The following is a 23,991-nucleotide window of genomic DNA, read 5'->3' as shown; positions in this document are numbered from 1 at the left end:
GTGCTGGGCGACGTAGGTGACCGCCTCTTCTTTGGCCGGGAAGGCCTCCCGGCACGCGGTGAGCAGGTCGACGGCATCCCAGCGCAGGCCCGCGCATTCAGCCGCATCGCCGACGCCACCGGCCAGAAGGTCATGCGGGCTCTGCGGACGGACGGTCCCATTCGTACTGAGCCTGGGACGGGAAGCTTCGTCGCTGCCCCAGAGAAGCGCCAGGAGATCGAAGCCAGCCATTCCGAAGTGCCGGAGACTTGGCCGGGTGGTGAAGGTAGGTCAGGCGAACACTGGCACTGTACGGCGTGAGCGTTCCGTGATCGCCGTCGTCGTCGCCGGCCGGATGAGACCAATAGCCGCCGCCCTGCGGTTGTCGGCTGGCCAGAAAGGTGTTGCCGTCGATGTCCCAGGCCGCGTACCAGTGCCGCAGCCCCGGTCCGGCCAGTCGGCCTGAGACCGCCGGGCCCACGCCGAGGCAGCCGTGATCGATGGTGGCTACACCAGCCCCCATCTGGACGAGGGTCAGGTCGTGGTCCTGGTCCACCAGGTACGGGTAGGGCGGGGCGTGCAGTCCGGCGGGGCCGCGACCAAGACGCCGGACCGCGTCCTCGACGGTCAGCACGCCGCGTTCGGGAAGTGTGACGGTGTAGCAGAAGAAGTCGAGCAGCAGGATGTCGTCCCCGATGCCCATGTAGTGATCGACGACCGAGGACCAGTTCACGGGGCGGTCCTGAGCTCGGTGGTGGGGTCGTTCATGACATTGCCGTTCCGGTCCGTCGCGCCCCTGACCGTGAGGTGGTAGGTCGTCGCCGGGGTGAGCGGCTTCAGCGGGGCGGCCACGTATCCCTCGCCCTCTTCAACAGGGGCGGCCGAGAGAGGGACGTCCGCGCCGCCCGGGCCATGGAGGGTGATGCCGACGCCGGTCACCGGCACGAGGAATGCGACCCTGATCGTCCCGCTCACGGCGATGTTCTGAGGTTCGGTGTCCAGGCGGTGGTGTGATCCCAGCGCAGCTCGGGGGCTTCCTCGGTGCGAATGCCCGTGGTGAGGCTGATCACCACGGGCATTCAGTTCGGAAGACTGCGCGGCCCGGAGCACTCAAGAACCCCGGGCCCCCTCGACCAGCGCCGACGGCCACGGCGCGGTCTTGGGTCCGGCTCGCGGGTAGCGCCATATGCTCCCTTGCATCGCATGGTTGCCTGTCTTTCGTCGAGCGTGAACTCGATACGGCCCATCGGGAAACAGCAGGCATGACAAGTACGCAGGCCGAGGAGATGGTCGAGGCGGACGATGCCGAGCTCATCCGCCGGTCTCATGACGTCCCGGAGCAGTTCGCCGGCGTGTTCGACCGCTATATCGACCAGATCCACCGCTACGTCTCACACCGCCTCGGCCCTCAGGCCGCCGAAAGCGACTGATCCCGATTCTCGACCTCGCCTGAAGTCCGAGAGATTGGGAAACGATCTCGAACCAGCCGGGAAGCGATCTTCTTTGCCCCTCTGGATACACAGCTCAGCCGTACTCGAGAACACTCCAGACCAGCTACGTACGGGGACCTCGCGCGGCACCTGGGCGACGTGTCGCTCGCCCAGACGGTCGCGTAGCGTGCGGCAGCAACCCGTCTCCGTGGTGGCACCATGCCATCGCGTGGTGGGCGCGGACGGCAGCCTGACCGGGTACGCCGGAGGGCTGTGTGCGCGGGAACGATCTCCGCCGCGTCACCCTTGCCGCAGGTCAGGACGACTTGTGAACACCCCACCCAGGTCAGTGGCCGCCGCCCGGTTGTGGGAGGCGGCCTCCTGCGTTGCTGGGTGACCAACTGAGTGGCCAAGTGTTTCGATCAGCGGGGCCAGCGCTCGTTGATCGCTACGATGATGGCCGTCAGAAAGCATCCCAGTCCTACGCCGACGATTGTGATCGCGGCGGGTATGTTGATGGCGTTGTCAGGCCCGAACCAGGCTGCGAGTCCGATGGACAGAAGAATGATCCATCCCAGGACTACGAGGCCGTATGCACTGCTGCGCTTCAAAGGGCACCTTCAACCGGGCGAGGTACATGATGATCGTCGACACATTACTGATCTGGGGGAGAGCCGGTCCATGGCTTCGGACCGTTCGGAAGGACGGGACGAAGCAGCTTGCGGTAGACGGTGGTGTTGGGGTGGCCGATCAGGTGTGAGATGCCTCGATGGGCATGCCGGAGTCGGTGAGCAGTGAGACGAAGCTGTGGCGCATCTCACGTGGTGTCCATTGCTGAGGGTTGAGGCCGGCTTTCTTGAGGACGGCTCGGAACGCGCCGCGGACGTTGTGGAAGTCGAGTTCGGTGCCGACCTTGGACGCGAAGGCCAGGTCGTTGTCCTGCCATCGCTCGCCTGCTGCCTTCTTGGCCCCGTCCTGGCGCCTCGCGGTGGAGGGCTGGCGCGGCAGATCGAGGCAAGCAACGGTTCATGGTGAAGACCATGGCTGAGGCGTTGATGTCGGCCGAGGCCGACACCCTGTGCGGGGCCGACTACGGCCGGCGCAGCAGCGAGCGGACCAACCCCCGCAACGGCTACCGCGCCTGCGCGAATGCAGGCGCGGCGTCGCCGACGGCACGACCGAGGGCTGTTCTTGAGACGGCCCGACTGAAGCTGGCGATCACCGAATCTGCTGTCGGCATCGCGTTCTCAGGGTCGAGGGTCAGGGGGCGAGCGGCGGGTCCAAGGGGTCGGTCAGGGAGATGCCCGATGGGCGTTGGCGCACATTCTCCGGAAGGCTGCCGATCATGGTTGATCACGCGGTTCTCCTTGAGGGAGTGACCAGGACGTACGGGAATGGTGCTACCGAGGTGGCGGCGCTCCGGCAGGTCAGCGTCGGCTTCACCCGCGGCAGTTTCACCGCCGTGATGGGTCCCTCGGGGTCGGGCAAGAGCACACTGCTGCAGTGCGCGTCGGGGCTGGACCGGCCGGATTCGGGCGCGGTTCTCGTCGCCGGACAGGACATCACCCGCCTGGGCGAGAAGGAGTTGGCGGTGCTGCGCCGCGATCGGATCGGCATCGTCTTCCAGGCGTTCAACCTGGTGCCGTCGCTGACCGCGTGGCAGAACGTGATCCTGCCCAGCAGGCTGGCCAGGCGGCGGCCCGAACCCGCACGCGTGCACGAGTTGCTGAACCGGGTCGGCCTGGCTGGGCGGGAAGGGCATCGCCCGGCGCAGTTGTCCGGTGGCCAGCAGCAGCGGGTGGCGATCGCCCGCGCCCTGCTGAGCAGGCCGGAGGTACTGTTCGCCGACGAGCCGACGGGGGCGCTGGACCGCCGCACCGGGCACGAGGTGCTGGCGTTGCTGCGGGAGGCGGTCGACGCGTTCGGCCAGACGGTGGTGATGGTCACGCACGATCCGGAGGCGGCGGCCCGCGCGGACAGCGTGCTGGTCCTGACCGATGGGCGGATCGACGATGTCCTGGACAGGCCCTCGGCGGAGCAGATCGGCCTGCGGCTGGGCGGCCTCCGGTGACACTCGTGCTGGCCTGGAACAACGTCCGGTTCAATCGGATGGGCTTCGCCGCTTCGTTCGCGGCGGTGATCTTCGCTGTGACGCTGGTCGGCGGGAGCGGGCTCGTGGTCGTGGCCGCGAGCGCGCGCGATGAGTTGAACGACGTCATGGGGCTGCTGGTGCTGTCGGCCGTGGTGTCAGGGTTCGTGGCCGTCTTCGTGGTCGCGGGCACGCTCAGCCTGCACGTGTTGCGGCAGCGCAGGACATGGGGGCTGCTGCGGTCCGTCGGCATGACACCGCGGCAGGTGAGCCGGCTCATCATGGCGGAGGCGCTGGTGGTGGCGGTGCTGGCGAGCGTGGTGGGCTGCCTGCTGGCCGTGCCGTACGCAGCTTTGATGGCGGCGTCCATGCGGATGACCGGATTGGCGCCTGAGGGTGTCCCGGTGGAGGCCACGACAGGGCCGTTCGTCCTGGCTTCGGTGGTGGGGGTGGCGGCGACGCTGCTGGCGGCCCGGGTCGCGACGCGCAAGGCGGTCGGTGTGGGACCGCTGGAGGTGTTGCGGGAAAGCGCGGCACAGCGGCGGCTGCTGCCTTGGTCCAGGGCGGTCGTCGGAGTGGCGGCGCTGGCGGGCGGGGGCGTGCTGTTGTTCCTGGTGCCGCAGCAGGTGAAGGCGTCGGTTGCGGCGCCGACGGCGCTGGGGGCGACGATGGCGCTCTGCGTGGGCGCGTCCGCGTTGGGTCCTGTCGTGTTGCGCGGGATGGGGTGGCTGCTCGGGGCCGTGGTGGCGTGGCTTGATCCGGGAGCCGGAATGCTGGCCAGGTCTTCCTTGGTCACCCAGCCGCGGCGGGCGATGGCGGCGGCCTCTCCGGTGATGTTGACCGTGGCGCTGGCGTGCACCTTCTTGTTCTCCGTGGCGACCACCGACGTGGCGGCGGGCGTCATCCGTACCGGGCCGTCGGCGTGGGTGGCCCCGCTGTTGGTGGGCTCGACGGTGGTCTACACCGTGATCTCGGTGCTCAACGCGACGGCCATGACGATGGGCGAGCGGGCAGAGGAGATCCGGCTGCTGCGGACCGTCGGGACCACGCCGCGGCAGCTCGCCAGAGCAGTGTGCTGGGAGACGATGATCGTGACGTGTGTCGGAACGCTGCTGGGGACGGGCATCGCCGCCGCTTCGCTCACCGCGCTCGGCGAGGCCGTAACCGGTAAGCCGTGGTTCGCCTACTCTCTGCCGCAGTATGTCGGGCTGGTGCTGATCTGCGCGGTGAGCAGCCTCGCCGGAGGGCTGACCGCTACACGTCGGTCGCGGTACGGGTCCCTGACGCCGTCGTAAGAGGACGCGGATGGCGCGCGGGCTTCCTCGGTGCGGATGGTGAACGACGTCCTCGACGGGCACGTGCAGTCGGACATCGAGCGTCGATCGCGGCGATCACCGTCGTCCTCGGATGGACAGGGCGACTCGCTAGGCTGCGTCACGGCGAGATCATGAGCGGGTGTGCCGAGAGGTGATGGTTGGCTGAGGAAGCAGTGCGGCTGCTGGTGCGCTTCGGCCGCCGATACGCGGCCGCCGTGCGCCTGGCGACGCTCGTTCCGATCTGCGTGATCGCCCTGTCCCGGGCCTCTCCCGAGCACCTGACGACCACGGCGTACGTGGTCGGTGCCGCAGCCGCCTGGACCTGCGGATACGCGTGGTGGCTGCGCACGGGCCGGGGGAGCGTGCCGGTCGCCTTCGACGTGGTCGTCCTGCTCGGACTGTTCGCGAGCGTCTTCTGGACCGGCGCCGTCGAGGACAGGAACACCGGGTGGCTGCGGCTTCTGGTCACGTTCGCCTGTGTGACGTGCCAGTGGCACACTCCGCCACTGCCGGGCGCGGTGGCGGGGCTGGCGGCCGGGGGCGGGGCGGTGGTTCTCCTCTTCGCGGCGGGAGCGGCGGACATCGACGAGGCCCTGATCAGAGGGACAGCGTGGGCGATCCCGGCGGCCGCGCTGTCCAGAGCGGCTTGGGTGCTGGTCAAGCGCGCCGCGGAACGGGCCGACCGAATGGCGGCCGAGGCCGTGCGAGCGCGCGGCGAGTCGCTGGTGGCCGCGGCGGCCCGTGCGGAGGAACGCGAGCTCGCCAACGCGTTACACGACACGGCGGCGACGACCCTGCTGATGGTCGGCATCGGGCAGGTGCGTTCGGACGCGGACTGGCTGGCACCGCAGGCGCGCCGCGATCTGGACTGGCTGCGCTCCGACAGCAGGCAGGCACCGCCGTACGCGGACCTCGTCGACCTGCTGCGCGCCGACCTCGACGCCACGCATCTGACCGTGGAGTTCGACGCCCCCGCGCAGCTGCGGCTTCCGTTCGACGTCGCCAGGGCGATCGCCGACGCGACACGGGAAACCCTCACCAACGTACGTCGCCACGCGGGCACGACGTGCGCGACCATCCGGCTGCACGGGAGCGAGAGGACGCTGCGGCTCGACATCGCTGATCGGGGGAAGGGATTCTCGCCGGCGGACGTGCCGGCCACCCGGCGCGGCATACGCGAGTCCGTGCGCGGCAGGATGAGCCGCGTCGGTGGCACGGCCACGATCACCTCTGCCGAGGGCGAGGGCACCCTCGTACGCCTGGAGTGGCATGCCGGCCATGAGTGACCCCGTCGAAGAGGTGACGCGCGCGCAGTTGAGGCACGGCCTGCGGATCGCGACGCTGCTCGTCGCCATGGCAATCGTGCTCGGGGTCGGACTGCCCAACCTACTGCGCTACATGGACACCTACCCGTCACCGCTCACTCAGCTGACCGCCTTCGCGGCGCTGGGAGCCGTGCTCGCCGGTGAGGCCACGTTGCTCGTCCGAGGGCGTTCGTGGAGCCGGTTGCGCGGGCCCGCCATCGCCATCGTGCTCTGCGCGTCCGCACTGTCGTACGTGACCCTGCCGGAAGGGCGCACCTCGACCGGCGTCGACTGGATCTTCGGCGCCGCCAACTGGGTGGGCATCGTCGTACTGCTCGATCGCCCACTGCGGACCTCCGCGTCGTTCCTGCTGGCCCACGAGCTCACCGCCCTGCTCCACCTGCTCCTGCTCGATGACCCCAGCCGGGCGGATATGGCTCGGTTCGCCACCGGCTCGGTGACCGTGTTCGGCTTCCCCCTGTGCTTGGCCGTGGTGGCGACCGTCCTGCGCGGTCTCAGCGCGGCGGCGGCGGACTCCCGCAGGGAGATCGAGCAGGTGCGTGTCGCTGAGACCGTCGCAGCGGAGTCCCACGGTCGCAGGCAGCAGCGGTTGGCCGAGCTGTCGGCGACCACGATCCCGCTGCTGGAGGGGCTCGCGGACGGCTCGCTGCGCCCCGAGGACCCGATGGTCCAGCGGCGGTGCGCCATCGAGGCGGCCCGTATGCGGAGGCTGTTCGCCGAGGCCGACACTGTTGCGAACCCCCTGTTGCACGAGCTTCGCCACTGCATCGACGTGGCGGACCGCAAGGGCGTCGTGGTGGAGCTGGACGCACGAGGCCAGTGGCCCACGCCTCCCGTGGCCGTTCGGCGCGATCTCACCGAGGCGGTGCTCATCGTCCTCGCCACCGCCGCCTCCCGAGCACGGGTCACCGTCATGGGTAGTGCGGACCTGGTGTCGGTCAGCGTGGTCGCGGACTGCGGTGAGATGAACATGCCGAGCCCGGCCACACCCGGCGTACGGGTCGAGGCGTTGAACAACGACCACACAGTCTGGGTGGAGGCCCGATGGCAGCGGACGAGCTGATCACCGCGGTGATCGTGGACGATCACGCGGCCATCACCGCAGGCGTGCGCTTCTGGTGCTCCGAAGCCGTGCCGCCGATCGATCTCATCGATGCGGGGGACCGGCTCGCTGATGTCTGGACCGGACCCGGCGCCGCCGCCGACGTGGTGATCTTCGATTTGGAGCTGGTGCCGCGCAGACCGGACTTCGGCGAGCTTCGCAGGCTGGTCGACAGCGGCAGGCGCGTGATCGTGTATTCCCAGCACACCGACGATGCGACCGCGATCAAATGCGTGGATCTTGGCGCGCTCGCCTACCTGACCAAGCGTGAGGGACCCGAGCACCTGGTACCCGCCATCCGGGCGGCCGCGCGGGGCGAGCCCTACACCCCTCCGTCGCTGTCCGGGGCGCTCGTCGCCGACGACGACCCCGGCCGGCCGCGCCTGTCCCAGCGCGAGACCGAGGTGCTGCGGGCGTGGTTCGTGTCCTCGTCCAAGGAACTCGTCGCCGCGAAGCTCAACATCACTGTCAAGACCGTTGACACCTATATCGCGCGGGTGCGGGTGAAGTACGCCAACGTGGGACGGGCCGCCCGTACCAAGAGCGAGCTCGTCGGCCGCGCCCTCGATGACGGACTCATCACGCTCGCCGAGCTCAACCAAACGGTGATGTAGGGCGTTCACCGGACACCGGCGCGCCCTGTGCCTTCGTAGAGTGGCGATCAGTCGCGGCGTAGCCGCGCGGATACTCCTTCTGGTCGATGTCGAACGCGGAGACGTGCACCGGCACCTCGACGGGGGTCGGCGGCGGCGCTGGTGAGAGACCGCGCCGCCGCCGGGCGATGACGCCGTTTCAGCCTGGGTCGTCCTTCAGGGGGCGGGGATCGTGGCGCTTTGAGGCGTTCGCGCGCTGCGTCGAGTCACCGGGCAGGAGATCCGTCGGCACGGGGCGGGCCGGCTGTCCTGCGGCTACCAGCTGAATCTCGCGTGCGAGCGCATCGACGCCCGTCTGTTCACGCTCCTGGCGACCTCCGCCTGGCGACCGGTGATCATCACGCTGCCTTCCCCTCGCCCTCCGCATCGCGGCGGCACGGCTGGCGGCTTGCCCCGATCGCAGGTCACGACGCCGCCCAGGCGTTCTTCTTGCTCGGCCTCCTGGAAACCCCCACCCACACGGCGACTGTCGTGTCCGCTCTCACCGACTGGCCGGGAGACCGTGCGGAGGCCGCCCTCTTGGCGCTCGACCTCCCTGGCCGCCCTGGCCCGTACGGGGGACCGTCCAGTGACGAACCAATGGCTTCTCATCCGGGCCGGAATCTCTCAGAAGTACGGTGCCCAGCCTGAAATGATCGCCTCGGCGGGGCCGAACTGGTTGCCGCCTTCGCCGTTCCAGACGGTCAGCGTTCCGGTGGCGGCCGAGAAGAGGTCGCCAATGCCGTCGGCGTCGAAGTCCGGCGTGGCCGACCCACCCATTCCGGCGTACTCCGGGTTCTGCGCGTGGGTGAGGGTCTCCCATCCCAGGAAGTGTGAGACGCCGACGGGGCGGCTCTTCTCGACCCACTGCTTGGCGTAGGGCATGTCGTCGTATCCGAGACGGTGGTGCAGTGCGTTGAAGCCGACCTCGAAGTGCTTGCCGAGGTCCAGGGTGGGCCGAGCCAACCGCCGGGTCAGGTCGGCGCGGGTACCGGCCGGGCCTCCGCTCGCGCGATGCGCGCCTTGACGTCGCGGAAGTGCAGCCGCATCGCCTCCCGGGCGGCCTCGGCGTCCCGAGCGCGAAGCGCCGCCACGATCCGGCGGTGGTTGACGACGATCTCGGCGGTCCGCTCCTCCGGCGGGCCGAGCGTCGGCTCGACCTCGTGGTAGACGTCCCAGAACAGGCCGATCAGCTGCAGCACCAGCTCGTTGCCGCACGACTCGTACAGCAGCGCGTGGAACGCCCGATCGGCTTCCCGGTCCCGATCCATGCCATTGACCAGGGCGTCCAACGCGGCGAGCCGGGGGGCGCTGGTGCTCTGGGCCACCTGGCCGATCAGCTCGGTCTCGAGCAGTTCGCGAACCTCGACCAGATCGTGCAGCGCGCGGATCCCGCCGCCCGGCCCCGAACGCACCCGGAAGGCGAGCGAGGGGGTCAGCACGTCCAGCGACGCGTGCCCGACGAACGTCCCATGACCGTGCCGGATGTCGACGATGCCCAACGCCCGCAGGGCCCGCACGGCCTCGCGGACGCTGTTGCGGCTCGCCCCGAGCAGATCCATCAGTTGCACCTCGGTCGGCATCGGTGCCCCGGGGGCCAGCCCGCGCTCGTAGATCAGGGCGACGATGCGCTCCTGAAGCGACGCGCCGTCACGCGTACGCATGCTGCCTCCAGGCTCGTCGAAGACCTTGTGTCAAAACATCCCACCTCTCGGTCCCGGAAGGCCAGGAGGGGCGGGAAATTTTACGCCGGCGACATGGATGGGCCACCTGACAGACGTGGCGTGGTCGCCGTTCGTTCAAGACATAGGATGTCCGACGTGTATTCGCTGGGGCGCTCGGCGGCACCTGGGGTACGGTCCTGCTGCCCATCCGGGACGAGCCGAACGAGGCGCGGCGATGGCGCCCGCCGGGCCCCGCGAGCGCCATCGCCAAACGGTTCGTGTCGCCTTAGCCGACCTGGTCGAACGGCAGCCGCAGCCCGAGCTGACCGCCGATCGGGAGGTTCCACCGCCGGATCAGGTCCAGCTCGGAGCCGGTGAGTGCGCGCCGGTAGACGCGTACCTCGTCCAGCGTCCCGCGGAAGCGGTCCGCACCGTCGAGACGCTGTCCGATGTGGATTCCCTCGAGACCGAACTCCTTGCCGAGGGTCACCGAACCGGCCGGCGCCGCCGCCGACGAGACCTGTACGCCGTCCACCAGGAGCCGGAGCTCGCCGCCCACCCGCTGGAGCGCCACGAAGTGCCACTGCCCGTCGTTGTACGCGCTCGGCGACTGTACGGTCACGTTGAACCGGTCGACGGTGAGGACCGCCCGGATGCGCTTGCTGGCCGGCTCGGCCCGCAGCCACAGCGCCGGCGGGTTGGTGCCCCGGTTCACCCGGTGGAACCAGAGGATCGAGTGCGCGCCGGTCTGCTCCGAGTACCGGATCCACGAGGTCAGCGTGAAGTCCTTCGCGCCGAGGTCGATGGAGTCGTCGAACGCGACCTCCGCCCGGTCGTCCACCCGGTCCAGGGCCAGCCCGTTGCCGAACCGCCCGTCGGTGGTCTGCGCGCCACCGCGGACATAGGCCTTGTTGCGGTACGGCGACTGGTCCGGCGTCGTCGGGCCGGGCGCCGGGGGTCCGGGGATGCCGGGCGGGGTGCCGTTCGGCGTCTCCAGGTACGCCTCGTTGAACCGCGCGAACCGGATCTGCTCGTACGGTGTGATGGTGCCGGCCTCGTACATCAGGGCCGCCTCGTCACCGTCCAGGCGCACCATGTCCGAGTACGCCGACGGCCCCCAGTGGAAGACCTTGCCCTCGTCCCAGGTCTCGAAGCGGCCCCCCTCGTCGTAGGACGACCGGATCCCCATCGCTTCCCGGGCGCCCGGGTGCATCGGCGAGGAGAAGAGGATGCGCTCGTCGCCGAACCGGAGCAGCGACGCCTGGACGTCGGTCGTGGCCAACGACGGCATGGTGCGGAACGGGGCGTCCCACGTCCGGCCGCCGTCGCTGCTGGTCGCGTACGCCCGGCTGCCCTCGTCGGTGCCGCGCTCGCGGGCCGAGGCGTAGATCCGCCCGTCGGTGAGCTCGACGACGGTGACCTCCTGGGCGATGACCGTGCCGTCGTCGCGGAACGTCTCGGCGCCGATGTTCCAGGTCACCCCGCTGTCGTCGCTGTAGAGCAGGTGCGTGCCGTAGACGTGCTTGCCGACCCGGTCCCAGCTTTCGAAGTTCGCCCCGACGACCAGCCGGCCGGCGTGCGGGCCGCGCTTGAGCTGGATGCCGTGCATCGGGCCGGTGGCGTACCAGAAGTTCCACTCCGGACGCTTGCCCTCGGTCATCTCCCTGGCGGCCGACCAGGTCGCCCCGTGGTCGTCACTGAACTGCACCCAGGGGTCGCGGTCACAGCCGTTCGGGCACGGCTCCGCACCGTTGTGGGTGCTCACCAGCACGACCCGCCCGGTGCGCTCGTCGACGATCGGCACCGGGTTGCCGTGGGTCGTGCCGTTTCCCTCCGAGACCACCTGCAGTGGTCCCCAGGTCCGCCCGCCGTCGGCGGAACGGCGCACCACGAGGTCGATGTCCTCGTCGTCGCCGCAGTCCTTCACCCGCCCCTCGGCGAACGCCAGGAGCATGCCGTTCGTGGCCCGCACCACGGCGGGGATCCGGAAGCAGCCGTATCCGAAGTCGCCCTGCTTGTAGAGCACCTGCTCGTCCACGAACGGTGCGGTGTCGGCCGTGGCGCCGGCTTGCGAGGTCTGCGCCGGCGCTGCGGTCGCCGGCGCGCCGAGCGCGCTGACGAGTAAGCCGGCGAGCACCATCACGGCGCCGGCACGGCGGTGGCGGGAGCGCCAGGTACGGCGCTCTGGGGGGTGACCAGCGTGCATGTCTCGCCCTTCCTGACAGGAGGAAATGATGAGCGGACATCCTACGTCCAACGTAGGATGTTGCACAGTGCTGGTCGGGCAGAGGGCTGCTGGTCCCATCTCATGGGGGGAGAGGGATTCGGGCGCTCCTGGTCACCGGGGCGGCGGCGACAGGCGGGCCAGCCGGTTGCGGACGCCCTCGAAGTGGGCCTGGACCGCGGTCGCCGCCGCGGCGCGGTCGCCGGTCGTGACCGCCGCCAGGATGTCGCGGTGCCGCCTCGCCACGTCCTCCGGTGTCTCGTCCGGCGTGCCGATCTCGTCGCGGAGCTGGTGGTAGACGTCCCAGAACGCCCCGAGAAGCTGGCTGACCAACGGGTTGCCGAGCGGGCGGTAGAGCAGGTCGTGGAAGAGCCGGTCCGTCTCGGGGGAGACCGCGCCGACCTGGGCCTCCGCCTCCATGCGGGCCATCACCTCGGCCACCGGCCCGAGGTCGGCCTCGTCGCCGAGGTCGATCAGGCGCAGGACCAGCCCGCTCTCCAGCACCTCCCGGATCTCGGTGAGGTGGCCGAGATGGTTGCGGCCGTCCTGCAGCGTGATGCGGCTGTGGAAGGCCAACTCGTCGACCAGCCCCGCCAGCGACATGCGCCCGACGAACATGCCGAACCCGTGGCGGATCTCCACGATCCCGACCGCCTGGAGGGCTTTCAGCGCCTCCCGCACGGAGTTGCGGCTGATGGTGAGCTCCTCCATCAGCTCCGACTCGGTCGGCAGCGGGTCGCCGGCGACCAGCCCGCGCCTGAGAATCAGGTCCTTGACGCCCTCCTGGGCCTCCACGGCCCGGCTGAGCCGGGGGCGCGGGACAGTGGTCATGAAAAATCCCTCTCTGGTAGGCGCTTAGGTAACATTCCGGAAATCTCCTGTTGACCTCAAGCGGCTCTCGCATCTAGCGTCCACGTTACGCACAAGATAGGACATGGGATGTCCCACGTTCTACCCCCAGGAGGCATCCGTGAGCTCTGACCTCAGCCGCCGCGACTTCCTGCGTCACAGCGGGGCAACGGGTGCGGCGGCGTTCATCGCGGCCACCCTCTCCGCCTGCTCGGGAGGCCCGGCCTCCACCGGCTCGGTCGGGGCGGGCTCGGACAAGGATCTCATCACCGCCGTCATCGGGTACGGCAACGACCAGAGCTGGGACCCCACCCAGACGGCCTCGGCCTTCGCCATGGCCGGCATCGCCCACGTCTACGAGGGCCTGCTCGACACCGACCCGATCACCCGCGAGCCGTACCCGGCCCTGGCGACCGCGCTCCCGTCGGACCTGAACGCGACCACCTGGAGGTTCACCCTCCGCGACGGCGCCACGTGGCACGACGGGCGGCCCGTCACCGCCGACGACGTCGTCTTCACCTACCAGCGGGTCCTCGACCCGGAGGCCAACGTCCTCGTCGGCAACTTCTTCCGCTCCTGGCTCCAGGAGGTCAAGAAGGTCGATGACAAGACCGTCGAGCTGGTCTTCACCTTCCCCTTCCCGGACGCCGCCCCCCGGCTCACCATCGCCAAGATCATGCCCAAGCACGTCTTCGGCCAGCCGGGCGCCTGGGACGCGGCCAAGGGCGGCAAGGCCGTCGGCTCCGGCCCGTACAAGCTGGTCCAGCACAACCCCAAGTCCAACACCACCTTCGAGGCGTTCGACGGCTACAACGGGCCCCGCCCGGCCGCCGCCAAGAAGATGAACTGGCTCAGCATCGTCGACGCCGCCGCCCGCGTCGCCAAGATCTCCGGCGGCTCCGCCGAGGCGCAGATCGCCGACAACATCCCGTACGCCAACGTGGACCGGCTCAAGCAGCAGGGCCTCACGGTCGAGGGCGGCGCCGGCATGAACCACCTGTTCCTGATGTTCAACACCGGCGCGAAGCCGTTCGACGACGTCCGCGTCCGCCAGGCGCTGCACTACGCGATCGACAAGAGGAAGCTCATCGACGTGGCGCTCAAGGGCCACGGCACCGCCTCCAGCTCGTTCCTCAACGAGGGGCACCCCGACCACAAGCGGGCCGCGGTCGTCTACGACTACGACCCCGACAAGGCCAAGGCGCTGCTCAAGGAGGCCGGCGTCAGCGGCCTGACGGTCAACCTCATGTCGGTGAACGTGAGCTGGCTCGTCGACTGCCTGCCCACCATCGCCTCCTCCTGGGAGGCCATCGGCGTCAAGACCACGCTGGAGCCGCAGGACACGGCCGCGCTGTTCACCAAGATGGACCAGTTCCAGGACTACCAGGTGGTCGCCGCCGCCTCGAACCCCAACCAGTTCGGCATGGACGCCGACCTGATCATGCGTTACAACTACGTCTCCGGCGGCCTGTGGATGAAGTACAGCCACTACGAGGGCAGCAAGGACGCCAAGGCGCTGTTCGCCATGATGGACGAGGCGACCAAGGAGCCCGACAAGGCGAAGAAGGCCGGGCTGGTGCACAAGTACCTCGACGTGATCGCCGAGCAGGCCGTCCTCTACCCGGTGGTGCACACCGAGCTGATGTCCGCCTGGGACCCGAAGAAGCTGACCGGGGTGCGTGCCCAGCCGTACCCGGGCATCAACCTGCTGCAGACCAAGCGCGTCTGAGCCGCCATGGTCCTCATCGCCCGCCTGCTCGTCCGGCGCGTCCTCATCCTGGTGCCGCTGCTGCTCGGGGTCGTCGCGTTCGTGTTCGTCGTGATGCGCTTCTCCGGCAACAAGCCGGAGTACGCCTACTTCCAGGGCGCGAACCCGACCCCCGAGCAGATCCGCCAGTTCCAGCTGGAGAACGGCCTGCTCGACCCGCTGCCGCTGCGCTACCTGCGCTTCGTCGCCGACCTGGTCCAGGGTGACATGGGCACCAGCGTGCTCACCCGCAAGCCGGTCGTCGAGTCGGTGACGACGGCGCTGCCGCTGACGCTCCAGCTCACGTTCCTCGGTCTGGCCGTGGCCGTGGGGCTGGCGCTCGTCCTCGGCGTCACCGCCGCGCTGTTCCGCGACCGCTGGCCCGACCAGGTCATCCGCGTCGTCTCGCTGGTCGGGGTCGCGGCGCCCGCGTTCTGGCTGGCGCTGCTGATGATCCAGTGGCTGGCCGTCGGCGAGGGCCTGTTCCCGACCGGCGGCTACATCAACCCGGCCGACTCCTTCACCGGCTGGCTGCGCTCGATGACGCTGCCCGCCCTGTCGCTGTCGCTGCCGGTCGCCGCCCAGCTCACCCGCGTCATCCGCACGTCCATGGTCGAGGAGCTGGACCGCGACTACGTCCGCACGGCCATCGGCAGCGGCCTGCCGCCCGTCGTCGTGGTCGGCCGCAACGTGCTGCGCAACGCGCTCATCAACCCGCTGACCGTGCTCGGCCTGCGCATCGGCTACCTCATCGGCGGCACCGTCGTCATCGAGCAGATCTACGGCCTGCCCGGCATGGGCCAGCTCATGATCAACGCGGTGCGCGACGGTGACCCGGCCGTGGTGCAGGGCGTGGTGCTGACGATCGCGGTCGGCTTCATGGTCGTCAACCTCGCCGTCGACATCCTCTACCTGCTCGTCAACCCCCGCCTGAGGAGCGCCGCATGAGACGTGCCCTGGGGGAGCGCCTGTCCAGGCCCGGCATCGGCTTCCGCCGGCTGCGCCCGCTGTCGTGGGCCGCCGTCGCCGTCATCGCGTTCGTCGTGCTCGCCGCCCTGCTCGCGCCCTGGATCGCGCCGCACTCGCCGTACGTCCAGGAGGCCGCCGGCGGCGGCCCGTCCGCCGCGCACTGGATGGGGCTCGACAGCGCCAACCGCGACATCCTGTCCAGGCTCCTGTACGGCGCGCGCTGGTCGCTGCTCATCGGCCTCGGCGCGACCGCCCTCGCCCTGGTGGCCGGGGCGCTCGTCGGCGCCGTCGCGGCTACCTCCCGCCGCGCCGTGGACGAGACGCTCATGCGGGTGCTCGACGTCATCATGGCCTTCCCGGGGATCGCGCTGGCCGCGGTGCTGGTGGCCGTGTTCGGCGGCAGCATCCCCGTGCTCGTCATGGCCATCGCCTTCCTCTACATGCCGTCCGTGGCGCGGGTCGTGCGGGCCAACGTGCTCGCCCAGTACGGCGAGGACTACGTCGCGGCCGAGCGCGTCATCGGCGCCCGCACCCCGCACATCCTGCTCCGGCACGTGGCCGTCAACTGCGCGGCGCCGGTGCTCGTGTTCTGCACGGTGATGGTGGCCGACGCGATCGTGCTGGAGGCGTCGCTGTCGTTCATCGGCGCCGGCGTCCGCCCGCCCGACCCGTCCTGGGGCAGCGTCATCGCCGACGGCAAGAACCTCGTCCTGCTCGGCGGCTGGTGGGCCACGGTCTTCCCCGGCCTGCTCATCCTCGTCACCGTGCTCGCCCTGAACATCCTGTCCGAGGGGGTCTCCGACGCCTGGGCCGCACCCGCGGCCAGGAGGGCCGTGCCCGTCGAGGACGATCCCGTGGAGCGCGCCGAGCCCGGCTCCGGCGAGGTCGTCGAGCTGCCCGGGCTCGCCGAGGCGGCCCGCCGGCTCGCCGAGCGCGCCCGGCCGCTGCCCTCCGGCCCGCCGATCCTGTCCGTGGAGCGGCTGCGCATCGGCTTCGCCGAGGGCGTGGACATCGTGGACGGCGTCTCCTTCGACGTACGGCCCGGCGAGGTCCTCGGCCTGGTCGGCGAGTCGGGGTGCGGCAAGTCGCTGACCGCGCTGACCATCATGGGCCTGCAACCCCGGCAGGCCCGCGTCAGCGGCCACGTCCGCTTCGACCAGCGGGAGCTGCTCACCCTGCCGCGCAAGGACCGCCGCAGGCTGCTGGGCCACGACATGGCCATGATCTACCAGGACGCGCTGTCGTCCCTGAACCCCGCGATGACCGTCAGGGCCCAGCTCAAGCAGGTCACCCGCCGGGGCGGCCGCCGCTCGCCGGCCGAGCTGCTGGAGCTCGTCGGCCTCGACGCCGGCCGCACCCTGTCGGCGTACCCGCACGAGCTGTCCGGCGGGCAGCGGCAGCGGGTGCTCATCGCGATGGCACTGTCGCGCGAGCCCCGGCTGATCGTCGCCGACGAGCCCACCACCGCGCTCGACGTGACCGTGCAGGCGCAGGTCATCGAGCTGTTGCTGCGGCTGCGGGAGGAGCTCGGGTTCGCGCTGATCCTCGTCTCCCACGACCTCGCGCTCGTGGCCGACGTCACCGACCGGGTCGTCGTCATGTACGGCGGGCAGATCGTCGAGACGGGCGCCACGGCGACGCTCGTCGGCGCGCCCGCCCACCACTACGCCCGCGGGCTGCTCGGCTCCGTGCTGTCGCTGGAGTCGGGCGCCGAGCGGCTCACCCAGATCCGCGGTGTCGTTCCGCCGCCCTCGGGGTTCCCCGCCGGATGCCGGTTCGCCGACCGGTGCCCGATGGCGACCGCCGAGTGCTGGACCGACGCGCCCGCGCTGGAGGGCGACGCGCACCGGCACGCGTACGCCTGCCACCACCCGGCGCCCGTCCAGCCGGTCGGCCTGGAGACCGCGGGGAGCGGCCAGTATGGGAGTGAGCATGGGAAGTGAACATCGTGCTTGAGCTCAAGGACGCCCACGTCGTCCACAGGGCGCGCACGGGCGGGCTGTTCTCCCGCGACCGCGTCCACGCCCTGACCGGCGCGGACCTGACCGTCGCCCCCGGCGAGACCGTCGGCGTCGTGGGGGAGTCCGGCTGCGGCAAGTCCACCCTGGCCCGGGTCCTCGTCGGGCTGCAACGGCCCACGTCGGGCAGCGTGAGCCTGCACGGCCGCGACCTGTGGGCCATGAAGGACGCCGAACGCCGAGACCTCGTCGGCGCCGGCGTCGGCATGGTGTTCCAGGACCCGTCCACGGCGCTCAACCGCCGGCTGCCCGTCCGGCAGGTCCTGCGCGACCCCCTCGACGTGCACCGGCGCGGCACGCCCGCCGAGCGCGACGCCCGCGTCCGCGAGCTGCTCGGCCTCGTCGGGCTGCCCGCCTCCGTCGCCGACGCGCTGCCCGGCCAACTGTCCGGAGGCCAGCGCCAGCGCGTCGCCGTCGCCCGCGCTCTCGCGCTGGAGCCCGCCCTGCTCGTCGCCGACGAGCCGACCAGCGCTCTCGACGTATCGGTGCGCGCGCAGATCCTCAACCTCCTGCTCGGCCTCAAGGAACGGCTCGGCCTGGCCATGGTGTTCGTCTCCCACGACATCCAGACGGTCAGGCGGATGAGCGACCGGGTGGTCAGCATGTACCTGGGGCGGATCGTGGAGCAGGCGCCGGCCCGGGTCGTGCCCCTGCGAGCCCGGCACCCGTACACCCGGGCCCTGTTCTCGGCGACGCCCGGCCTGATCTCGCCGATCACCCCGATCCCGCTCACCGGCGCCGTGCCCTCGGCCACCCGGCCGCCCAGCGGCTGCCCGTTCCGCACCCGCTGCTGGCGCGCCGACGACGCGTGCGCGGCGGCCTGGCCCGCCGCGACTGCCGACGGCGACGACCACCTCTTCCACTGCCACCACCCGGTGGCGGCGGGAGCGACCGACCTCGACCTGATCCAGGAGCGCTCGTGACGATGCCAGACCCCGCCGGATCCGCGCCGTCGACCCCCGAAGCCGGCGCGCCGAGGGCCCTGAGGGGGGTGATCCCCCCGGTGTGCACCCCGATGACCCCCGACCACGAGGTGGACGCCGGGTCGCTCACCCGGCTCGTCGACCACCTGCTTGCGGGCGGCGTCGACGCGCTGTTCGTGCTCGGCTCGTCCTCCGAGGTGGCCTACCTCCCGGACGCCCACCGTCGCGTGGTGCTGGACACCGTCGTGGGCCACGTGGCCGGGCAGGTCCCCGTGCTCGCCGGGGTGATCGACATGACGACGCCCCGCGTCCTCGACCACGCCCGGTCCGCCGTCGAGGCGGGCGTGTCCGGCCTGGTCGCCACCGCGCCCTTCTACACGCGTACGCACCCGGAGGAGATCCGCACCCACTTCCGGCTCATCGCGGCCCGGACCGGGCTGCCGCTGTACGCCTACGACCTGCCGGTGTCGGTCCACACCAAGCTCCCGGCCGGCCTGCTGCTGGACCTGGCCGCCGAGGGGGTGCTGGCCGGGGTCAAGGACTCCAGCGGCGACGACGGCGGCCTCCGGGAGGTCATCCTGGGCCGCACGCCGGGCTTCAGCGTGCTGACGGGCTCGGAGGTGACGGTCGACTCGGCCCTGTGGATGGGCGCCGACGGCGTGGTGCCGGGCCTCGGAAACGTCGACCCCCACGGCTACGTCCGGCTGGCCGCCTGCGCGGGCCGCGGCGAGTGGGAGGCGGCCCGCCAGGAACAGGAACGCCTGGTACGGCTCTTCGAGATCGTCCGGGTGGGAGGCGCGCGGATGGGCGGCAGCTCGTCGGGGCTCGGAGCCTTCAAGGCGGCGTTGTACCTGCGCGGCGTCATCGCCCACCCGGTCACGGCCCCGCCCCAGATTCCGTTGACCGACGACGAGATCGGCAGCGTCGGCAAGCACCTGGCCGCAGCCGGGCTCCTCTGAGGATGTACGTGGCCGAGATCTCGGTGACATACGTGGCGGTTCGCTCAGTACCCTCCGCGGCGAGGGGCGGCGGTCGGGCGGCGGGAGAGATTGGTCCGGCCCATGGGCTTGAGGTCGCGCGCCGGCTGGTCGTGCCGGTGCGGCGATCGGGCCTGGTGCTCGGTCTTGGCCTGGGTGATCGTGGCGGGGAGTTTGATATGCATGCTTTCTCCTTGTGGTGCTAGGCGTGGTGCTAGGCCCTGGTGAGCCAGGTGACCTGGGTGCCGTTGTCGAAGGACTCGCGCCGGGTGGGGGTGAACAGGGTGGGGCTGAACTGTCCGGAGAACATGGGGATGCCCGCGCCCGCCACGACGGGGTAGCTCTTGAGGATGATCTCGTCGATCTCCGGGAGCAGGGAGGCGGCGAGCCTGCCGCCGCCGCAGAGGTAGATGTCCATGCCGGTGTCCTCGGCCTTCAGCCGCCGGACGAGCTCGACCGGGTCGCCGGCCTCCACCCGCACCGTGGGGTCGTCGATCGTCAGCGTGCTGGAGACGACGTACTGGCGCAGGTGGGAGTACGGGCTGGTGGTGGGGACGTCCAGGGCCGGCTCGTAGGTGCCGCGGCCCATCACCAGCGTGTCGAAGACCTTGTTGGGCACGCCCTCCAGGCCGACGAGCTTGCGGACGTGGGTGGGGAGCGTCTCGGGGTAGCGGGCGTTGATCCAGGCGGCCATCTGGTCCGACACGGGGTAGAAGTCGAACTCGGCGTTGGGGCCCGCGATGTAGCCGTCGAGCGAGACGGCGATGTAGTAGACAAGCTTTCGCATAGCGATCAACTCCCGATGTAGTACTCTGCTTGGAGTGGTCAAAACGTAGTACTACAGACGGAGTGGTGTCAAGTGCGGAGAAATCCCGAGCGGCGGCAGACGCTGATCGACGCGGCCATCGAGGTGCTGGCCAGGGAAGGAGCGCGGGGGCTGACCTTCCGGGCCGTCGATGCGGAGGCGGCTGTGCCCCCGGGCACGGCCTCCAACTACTTCGCCAACCGCGACGACCTGTTCACCCAGGTCGGCGGGCGCATCTACGAGCGGTTGCTGCCCGACGAGGACACGATGGCCCGCAGCCGGGAGGGCGTGCAGGACCAGACCCGCTATGCCGAGCTCATGCACGAGCTGGTGGATCGGGTCTCCGCCTTCAACTCCGGCTACCTCGCCCTGCTCGAGCTCCGGCTGGAGTCCACTCGGCGCCCCGAGCTGCGCGCCGTGCTGACCAAGCGCATCCGCGAGGACATCGACGCCAACATCGGCCACCACGCCGCCTCGGGTCTGCCCGGCGACTCGACCTCGGTGGTGCTCCTCTACCTCGCTCTGAACTGGCTCATCGTGGAGCGGCTGACACTGCCCGACATCTTCACCGAGCAGGAGATCCACGAACTGGTGGACGCCGCCGTGCGAAGGTCGCTGAATGCCTGACGTGCAAGGCCACCGGACACCCCGCCGGTTCGCGACGTCGGAGGGGCCGTATCCGGGAACGGACATGACGCGGCTCATGGAGAACGGGTGCTTTCCCAGAATGCGCATCAAGGAGTCGAAACGGGATGTGATCGGCCTGTGGGGCCTCGCGCCGGCACCGGACGACTGGCCCCGTTACAGGACCGTGTACTGCCTGGCCGTACCGCTGGACGGCCGGAAGATGACGAGACGGGTGGTCAGGTGACGGGCAAGATCATCTCATGCGCCTGACTCGTGACCCCCTCGCCCTGCTCTTCACCGGGGCCATGGGGCTCGCCTCGGTTCTGACGCTCATCGAGGTGAGCACTCCGGGCCTGTCCTACTGGGCGTTGGCACTGGGGCTGTACTGGCTGGTGCTCGTCATCGCCATGGCCTGGTTCCTGCGGGTGCCGGGCCCTGGTGAGCGCCGGTGGCCGTGGAGGCCCTGGATGTTCGTCCCGGTCGCGCTGGTGCTGGGCACCGTGCTGCTGGTCGAACTCGACGCGCCCCTTCACGCGCGCTTCGCCCTGTCGGAGCCGAGCCTGGAGCGCCACGCCCGGTCGGTGCGCGACGACCATGGCAGCGGTCGGTGGTGGGGGCTGTATTGGGTGGACGAGGTGGAGAAGATCTCCGGGGGAGCGAGGTTCATGGTCACCTCGCTCACGATGGACTGGAAGAGCTACGGCTTCGCCTACATCCCGGATCGGGCACCGGACCCGTTGGACGGCGTGTATGAACACTTCAAGGGCCCTTGGTACATCTGGACCGACGGGCCCTGATCCCGGTGCATGACCTCCCGATCTCGCCGTGCCGCTCGATCAGGAGCTCCGGTCCGCCAGGAGGAACAGCAGACCGGTCAGATCCTCGCCTTGGGGCGCACGAGTGCAGGTTCCGCGTGCGATGAGCTGTTCGGTGATCTCCCAGATCAGCTCATGGGAGATGATCACGGTGGCCACGGTCCGATCATCGGTGGAGACGTACCTGTGCGCCTCCTGGCAGGCGCGGCTCAGCAGGAAGGCGGAGACGGGAGCGGCGACCGCGAAGGCGAGCTCGTCGAGGACGTCGCCCACCCCGACGAGCGGGATCGCAGAGCGGCCGTCGTCGAGCCGCACACGCAGGCGATGGCCTTCCGAGTCGGTGACCGCGGTCACGTGGCGATCTCGCAGCGACTCCGCGATCCGAGGCGTGGTCGCAAAGTCGTGCAGGCGGCGCAGGGTGGCGTTCGACCAGACGGCCACCAGGGTGAGATCTTCGCCCAAGCGGTAGAAGTTCGTGCCGGAACTGCCGGCGCGTGGTGGGTGGATGGCCCAGAACGCCCCGTTCCACCATGGACGCTCGGCAGTCAGCGCCGTGTCGGGCACAGCGTCCTCGGCGCGCAACTGTTGCCACAACAGCAGGTCCAGCGCGTAGCCGAACACCATGGCGTACAAGCTGTGACCGATCCCGCGGCGCTGCAGTTCGGCGGCGATGGCTTGCGTCGGCTTCTCGACGGCGTCCACCAAAGGAGTCGCCAGCCGCCGTAGAGCCGCCCGCAGGGGAGCCATCTCGCGTACACCCAGTACCGGGAAGGCGGTCCGAAGCCTGTCACCGTCGCGTTCCAGGAGCCGGAACTCCAACAGCTGCGCGAGTTGCGCGTCGGAGACGTCCAAACGGTCCCTTGGGGCACCATGACGTGCCGCGTACAGGACCCGTCCGTTGTCGCCGTCGGCCACCACCTGATGGGGGGTTCGCTTCGCATCCGGGCAGTAGCAGTGCAGCGCCCACAGGGCAAGGTCCTCGGGGTCTGACATCTCACCCGCTGCGTCATCCATCCGGCCAGTGTCCGACATCCCGACGATCTTGTCATCAGATCGTTTCTCGGGGAACGATCACTGGCGACCCCCTGAGCGCGGAGGCTCTCTCCCACGCCCAACCCTTCTCAGGACATGGCGCTCGGTGGGCTCGCCGCCGGCATCCGCACCCGGTCGGCGCTAGGTTCGGCGCGCGATCGTGACGATCGATCGGCTGGCATCGGAGACAGGCTCATGCTGCCAGCCGCCGTACTGCGCCTCGATCTCGAAGCCCGCCTCGCTCAGGAACGCGCCAAGCTTCGACACCTCCAGGAATCGCAGACTCGTCCGATCGATGCGCAGGACGGTGCCATCATGAGCGCTGGTCGTTTCGGCGAACGTCACCACATCGTCGACCACCGACTCGACGTGGTGTGACACGCGAAGCGTACGACCGTTTCCATCCACCACCTCGCTGGCGTTCGACGGCTTCCACTCCTCCCATGCACGTACCTGGAAGTTGCGCGTGTCGAACGCGAACCGGCCGCCGTCACGTAGCGCCCTCCGGATCGCGACCAGCGACGTGGACAACTCCTCGTCGCCCACGAAGTACTGGAAGGCGTTGCCGGCCATGGTCGCCAGGTCGAACTCGCGGTCCCAGGACGCGTCTGCCGCAACACCGGCGACCCACTCGATGTCCGTGCGTCGCCGGGCCCGATCGAGCGCGGCCGGGTCCGGGTCCAGCCCGACGAGCCTCCCACGATGGCCACGCTCACGAGCTTGGCGCAACATGCTGCCGGTACCGCAACCCACGTCCAGCACGGCATGCGCGGTCATCACCAGGCCGTCGTAGAACGCGTCGCCGGGGTGGCGGGCCCCGTCCCACGGGTTGAGCAGGTCATACAGGGCGGCAGCATCGGCATCGGTGAACATCCCCGCAGTATCGCCACACCGTCGGTCGCTGCCAACCGGGTATCCGAGCCGCGGGCATGAGTGAGGCGCGGCCGGTGCCTCCGTAGGCGCGTGCAACTTGTACGATTCGTTCTCTTGAACTGTTCATGTTTATGGAGCTAGGTTGGGCTCCATGACCGCATCCCAGACCCCGACCGCCGCCGAGGAGCTGCGCGGTGCCGGCCTGCGGGTGACGGCCGCCCGCGTCGCGCTGCTCGAGACCGTCCGGGACGGTGACCACCTGGACGTCGAGACGATCGCCGCCGGGGTGCGCGACCGCGTGGGTCACGTCTCCCTTCAAGCCGTGTACGAGGCCCTCCACGCGCTCACGGCGGCGGGACTCCTACGGCGCATCGAACCGGCCGGCAGCCCGGCCCGGTTCGAGGGACGCGTCGGCGACAACCACCACCACATCGTGTGCCGGTCGTGCGGCGCCGTCGCCGACGTCGACTGCGCGGTCGGCCACGCGCCCTGCCTGACCGCGGACGACGACCACGGCTTCACCGTCGACGAGGCCGAGGTCATCTACTGGGGCCTGTGCCCCGCCTGTTCCACCGCCCGTAGTGCCTGAGCACCG

General features: G+C 70.1%; 26 protein-coding genes. 15 read left to right on the top strand and 11 right to left on the bottom strand.

Annotated features, from left to right (window positions below):
* Window positions 1-130: 130 nt before the first annotated feature.
* Complete coding sequence (locus tag FHU36_RS08265) at window positions 131-712, bottom strand: hypothetical protein (RefSeq protein WP_185083160.1); 582 nt, start codon at window positions 710-712, stop codon at window positions 131-133.
* Window positions 709-954 carry a hypothetical protein gene (locus tag FHU36_RS08260; RefSeq protein WP_185083159.1) on the bottom strand — a complete coding sequence of 82 codons (246 nt, stop codon included), beginning with the start codon at window positions 952-954 and terminating at the stop codon, window positions 709-711. Before FHU36_RS08260 ends, FHU36_RS08265 begins: the two co-directional genes overlap by 4 nt.
* A 287-nt stretch (window positions 955-1,241) precedes the next feature.
* Between FHU36_RS08260 and FHU36_RS43425 the strand changes: the two genes are divergently transcribed.
* Window positions 1,242-1,409 (top strand): hypothetical protein, encoded by a 168-nt coding sequence (locus tag FHU36_RS43425; protein WP_221495806.1) that lies wholly within the window; start codon window positions 1,242-1,244, stop codon window positions 1,407-1,409.
* A 187-nt stretch (window positions 1,410-1,596) separates the two neighbouring features.
* Complete coding sequence (locus tag FHU36_RS46775; RefSeq protein WP_376774123.1) at window positions 1,597-1,806, top strand: MGMT family protein; 210 nt, start codon at window positions 1,597-1,599, stop codon at window positions 1,804-1,806.
* A gap of 353 nt (window positions 1,807-2,159) precedes the next feature.
* On the opposite strand, the gene FHU36_RS44205 is transcribed toward FHU36_RS46775, so the two are convergent.
* Window positions 2,160-2,339: a tyrosine-type recombinase/integrase gene (locus FHU36_RS44205; protein WP_246502272.1), complete on the bottom strand. Its 180-nt coding sequence runs from the start codon at window positions 2,337-2,339 to the stop codon at window positions 2,160-2,162.
* 415 nt (window positions 2,340-2,754) lie between these two features.
* Between FHU36_RS44205 and FHU36_RS08240 the strand changes: the two genes are divergently transcribed.
* From FHU36_RS08240 to FHU36_RS08220, 5 genes are all read left to right on the top strand, one after another.
* The gene (locus FHU36_RS08240; RefSeq protein WP_185083157.1) at window positions 2,755-3,480 is read left to right on the top strand and encodes an ABC transporter ATP-binding protein; all 726 of its coding nucleotides are present in this window, start codon (window positions 2,755-2,757) and stop codon (window positions 3,478-3,480) included.
* The gene (locus FHU36_RS08235) at window positions 3,477-4,793 is read left to right on the top strand and encodes an FtsX-like permease family protein (RefSeq protein ID WP_185083156.1); all 1,317 of its coding nucleotides are present in this window, start codon (window positions 3,477-3,479) and stop codon (window positions 4,791-4,793) included. Before FHU36_RS08240 ends, FHU36_RS08235 begins: the two co-directional genes overlap by 4 nt.
* Before the next feature lie 179 nt (window positions 4,794-4,972).
* A complete protein-coding gene (locus FHU36_RS08230) occupies window positions 4,973-6,100 on the top strand; it encodes a sensor histidine kinase (RefSeq protein ID WP_185083155.1) in 1,128 nt (375 codons plus the stop codon).
* Window positions 6,093-7,202 (top strand): hypothetical protein, encoded by a 1,110-nt coding sequence (locus FHU36_RS08225; RefSeq protein WP_185083154.1) that lies wholly within the window; start codon window positions 6,093-6,095, stop codon window positions 7,200-7,202. The genes FHU36_RS08230 and FHU36_RS08225 overlap by 8 nt, the downstream gene beginning before the upstream one ends.
* Complete coding sequence (locus FHU36_RS08220) at window positions 7,184-7,855, top strand: response regulator (protein ID WP_185083153.1); 672 nt, start codon at window positions 7,184-7,186, stop codon at window positions 7,853-7,855. Before FHU36_RS08225 ends, FHU36_RS08220 begins: the two co-directional genes overlap by 19 nt.
* A gap of 645 nt (window positions 7,856-8,500) precedes the next feature.
* Here the strand turns inward: FHU36_RS08220 and FHU36_RS08215 are convergent.
* The 4 genes from FHU36_RS08215 to FHU36_RS08200 all read right to left on the bottom strand — a co-directional run bounded on the left by FHU36_RS08215 (window position 8,501) and on the right by FHU36_RS08200 (window position 12,592).
* Window positions 8,501-8,839, bottom strand: coding sequence for an FG-GAP repeat domain-containing protein (locus tag FHU36_RS08215; RefSeq protein WP_185083152.1), 339 nt, complete (start codon window positions 8,837-8,839; stop codon window positions 8,501-8,503).
* Window positions 8,840-8,847: 8 nt separating this feature from the next.
* On the bottom strand, window positions 8,848-9,537 hold the full coding sequence (locus FHU36_RS08210) for a FadR/GntR family transcriptional regulator (protein ID WP_185083151.1): 690 nt from the start codon (window positions 9,535-9,537) through the stop codon (window positions 8,848-8,850).
* 286 nt (window positions 9,538-9,823) lie between these two features.
* Complete coding sequence (locus FHU36_RS08205; protein WP_221495804.1) at window positions 9,824-11,743, bottom strand: sialidase family protein; 1,920 nt, start codon at window positions 11,741-11,743, stop codon at window positions 9,824-9,826.
* 132 nt (window positions 11,744-11,875) lie between these two features.
* The gene (locus FHU36_RS08200) at window positions 11,876-12,592 is read right to left on the bottom strand and encodes a FadR/GntR family transcriptional regulator (protein WP_185083150.1); all 717 of its coding nucleotides are present in this window, start codon (window positions 12,590-12,592) and stop codon (window positions 11,876-11,878) included.
* A 139-nt stretch (window positions 12,593-12,731) separates the two neighbouring features.
* On the opposite strand from FHU36_RS08200, the gene FHU36_RS08195 reads away from it, so the two are divergent.
* From FHU36_RS08195 to FHU36_RS08175, 5 genes are read left to right on the top strand one after another with little or no spacing between them, the layout of a single operon-like run.
* Entirely contained in the window at window positions 12,732-14,339 is a 1,608-nt protein-coding gene (locus FHU36_RS08195; RefSeq protein ID WP_221495803.1) for an ABC transporter substrate-binding protein, read from the top strand.
* 6 nt (window positions 14,340-14,345) lie between these two features.
* Window positions 14,346-15,305 carry an ABC transporter permease gene (locus tag FHU36_RS08190; RefSeq protein WP_185083148.1) on the top strand — a complete coding sequence of 320 codons (960 nt, stop codon included), beginning with the start codon at window positions 14,346-14,348 and terminating at the stop codon, window positions 15,303-15,305.
* A complete protein-coding gene (locus FHU36_RS08185) occupies window positions 15,302-17,269 on the top strand; it encodes a dipeptide/oligopeptide/nickel ABC transporter permease/ATP-binding protein (protein ID WP_185083147.1) in 1,968 nt (655 codons plus the stop codon). Before FHU36_RS08190 ends, FHU36_RS08185 begins: the two co-directional genes overlap by 4 nt.
* Window positions 17,266-18,267: an oligopeptide/dipeptide ABC transporter ATP-binding protein gene (locus tag FHU36_RS08180; RefSeq protein WP_185083146.1), complete on the top strand. Its 1,002-nt coding sequence runs from the start codon at window positions 17,266-17,268 to the stop codon at window positions 18,265-18,267. The genes FHU36_RS08185 and FHU36_RS08180 overlap by 4 nt, the downstream gene beginning before the upstream one ends.
* 2 nt (window positions 18,268-18,269) lie before the next feature.
* On the top strand, window positions 18,270-19,226 hold the full coding sequence (locus tag FHU36_RS08175; RefSeq protein WP_185084688.1) for a dihydrodipicolinate synthase family protein: 957 nt from the start codon (window positions 18,270-18,272) through the stop codon (window positions 19,224-19,226).
* A 44-nt stretch (window positions 19,227-19,270) separates the two neighbouring features.
* Here FHU36_RS08175 and FHU36_RS08170 read toward each other — a convergent pair whose 3' ends face one another.
* A complete protein-coding gene (locus tag FHU36_RS08170; RefSeq protein ID WP_185083145.1) occupies window positions 19,271-19,429 on the bottom strand; it encodes a hypothetical protein in 159 nt (52 codons plus the stop codon).
* A 29-nt stretch (window positions 19,430-19,458) separates the two neighbouring features.
* Window positions 19,459-20,031, bottom strand: a complete 573-nt coding sequence (locus FHU36_RS08165; RefSeq protein WP_185083144.1) for a dihydrofolate reductase family protein — start codon at window positions 20,029-20,031, stop codon at window positions 19,459-19,461.
* Between the two features lie 72 nt (window positions 20,032-20,103).
* Between FHU36_RS08165 and FHU36_RS08160 the strand changes: the two genes are divergently transcribed.
* Complete coding sequence (locus tag FHU36_RS08160) at window positions 20,104-20,676, top strand: TetR/AcrR family transcriptional regulator (protein WP_185083143.1); 573 nt, start codon at window positions 20,104-20,106, stop codon at window positions 20,674-20,676.
* Between the two features lie 260 nt (window positions 20,677-20,936).
* Window positions 20,937-21,473, top strand: coding sequence for a hypothetical protein (locus FHU36_RS08155; protein ID WP_185083142.1), 537 nt, complete (start codon window positions 20,937-20,939; stop codon window positions 21,471-21,473).
* Between the two features lie 39 nt (window positions 21,474-21,512).
* On the opposite strand, the gene FHU36_RS08150 is transcribed toward FHU36_RS08155, so the two are convergent.
* Window positions 21,513-22,505: a hypothetical protein gene (locus tag FHU36_RS08150; protein ID WP_185083141.1), complete on the bottom strand. Its 993-nt coding sequence runs from the start codon at window positions 22,503-22,505 to the stop codon at window positions 21,513-21,515.
* Window positions 22,506-22,664: 159 nt separating this feature from the next.
* Window positions 22,665-23,396 (bottom strand): class I SAM-dependent methyltransferase, encoded by a 732-nt coding sequence (locus tag FHU36_RS08145; RefSeq protein WP_185083140.1) that lies wholly within the window; start codon window positions 23,394-23,396, stop codon window positions 22,665-22,667.
* A 151-nt stretch (window positions 23,397-23,547) separates the two neighbouring features.
* On the opposite strand from FHU36_RS08145, the gene FHU36_RS08140 reads away from it, so the two are divergent.
* On the top strand, window positions 23,548-23,985 hold the full coding sequence (locus FHU36_RS08140) for a Fur family transcriptional regulator (protein WP_185083139.1): 438 nt from the start codon (window positions 23,548-23,550) through the stop codon (window positions 23,983-23,985).
* Window positions 23,986-23,991: the final 6 nt, after the last annotated feature.

This window comes from Nonomuraea muscovyensis, from assembly GCF_014207745.1.
Taxonomy (GTDB): Bacteria; Actinomycetota; Actinomycetes; order Streptosporangiales; family Streptosporangiaceae; genus Nonomuraea; species Nonomuraea muscovyensis.
The sequence above is the reverse complement of the archived record's forward strand: the minus strand, read 5'-3'. Positions and strand labels throughout refer to the sequence as shown.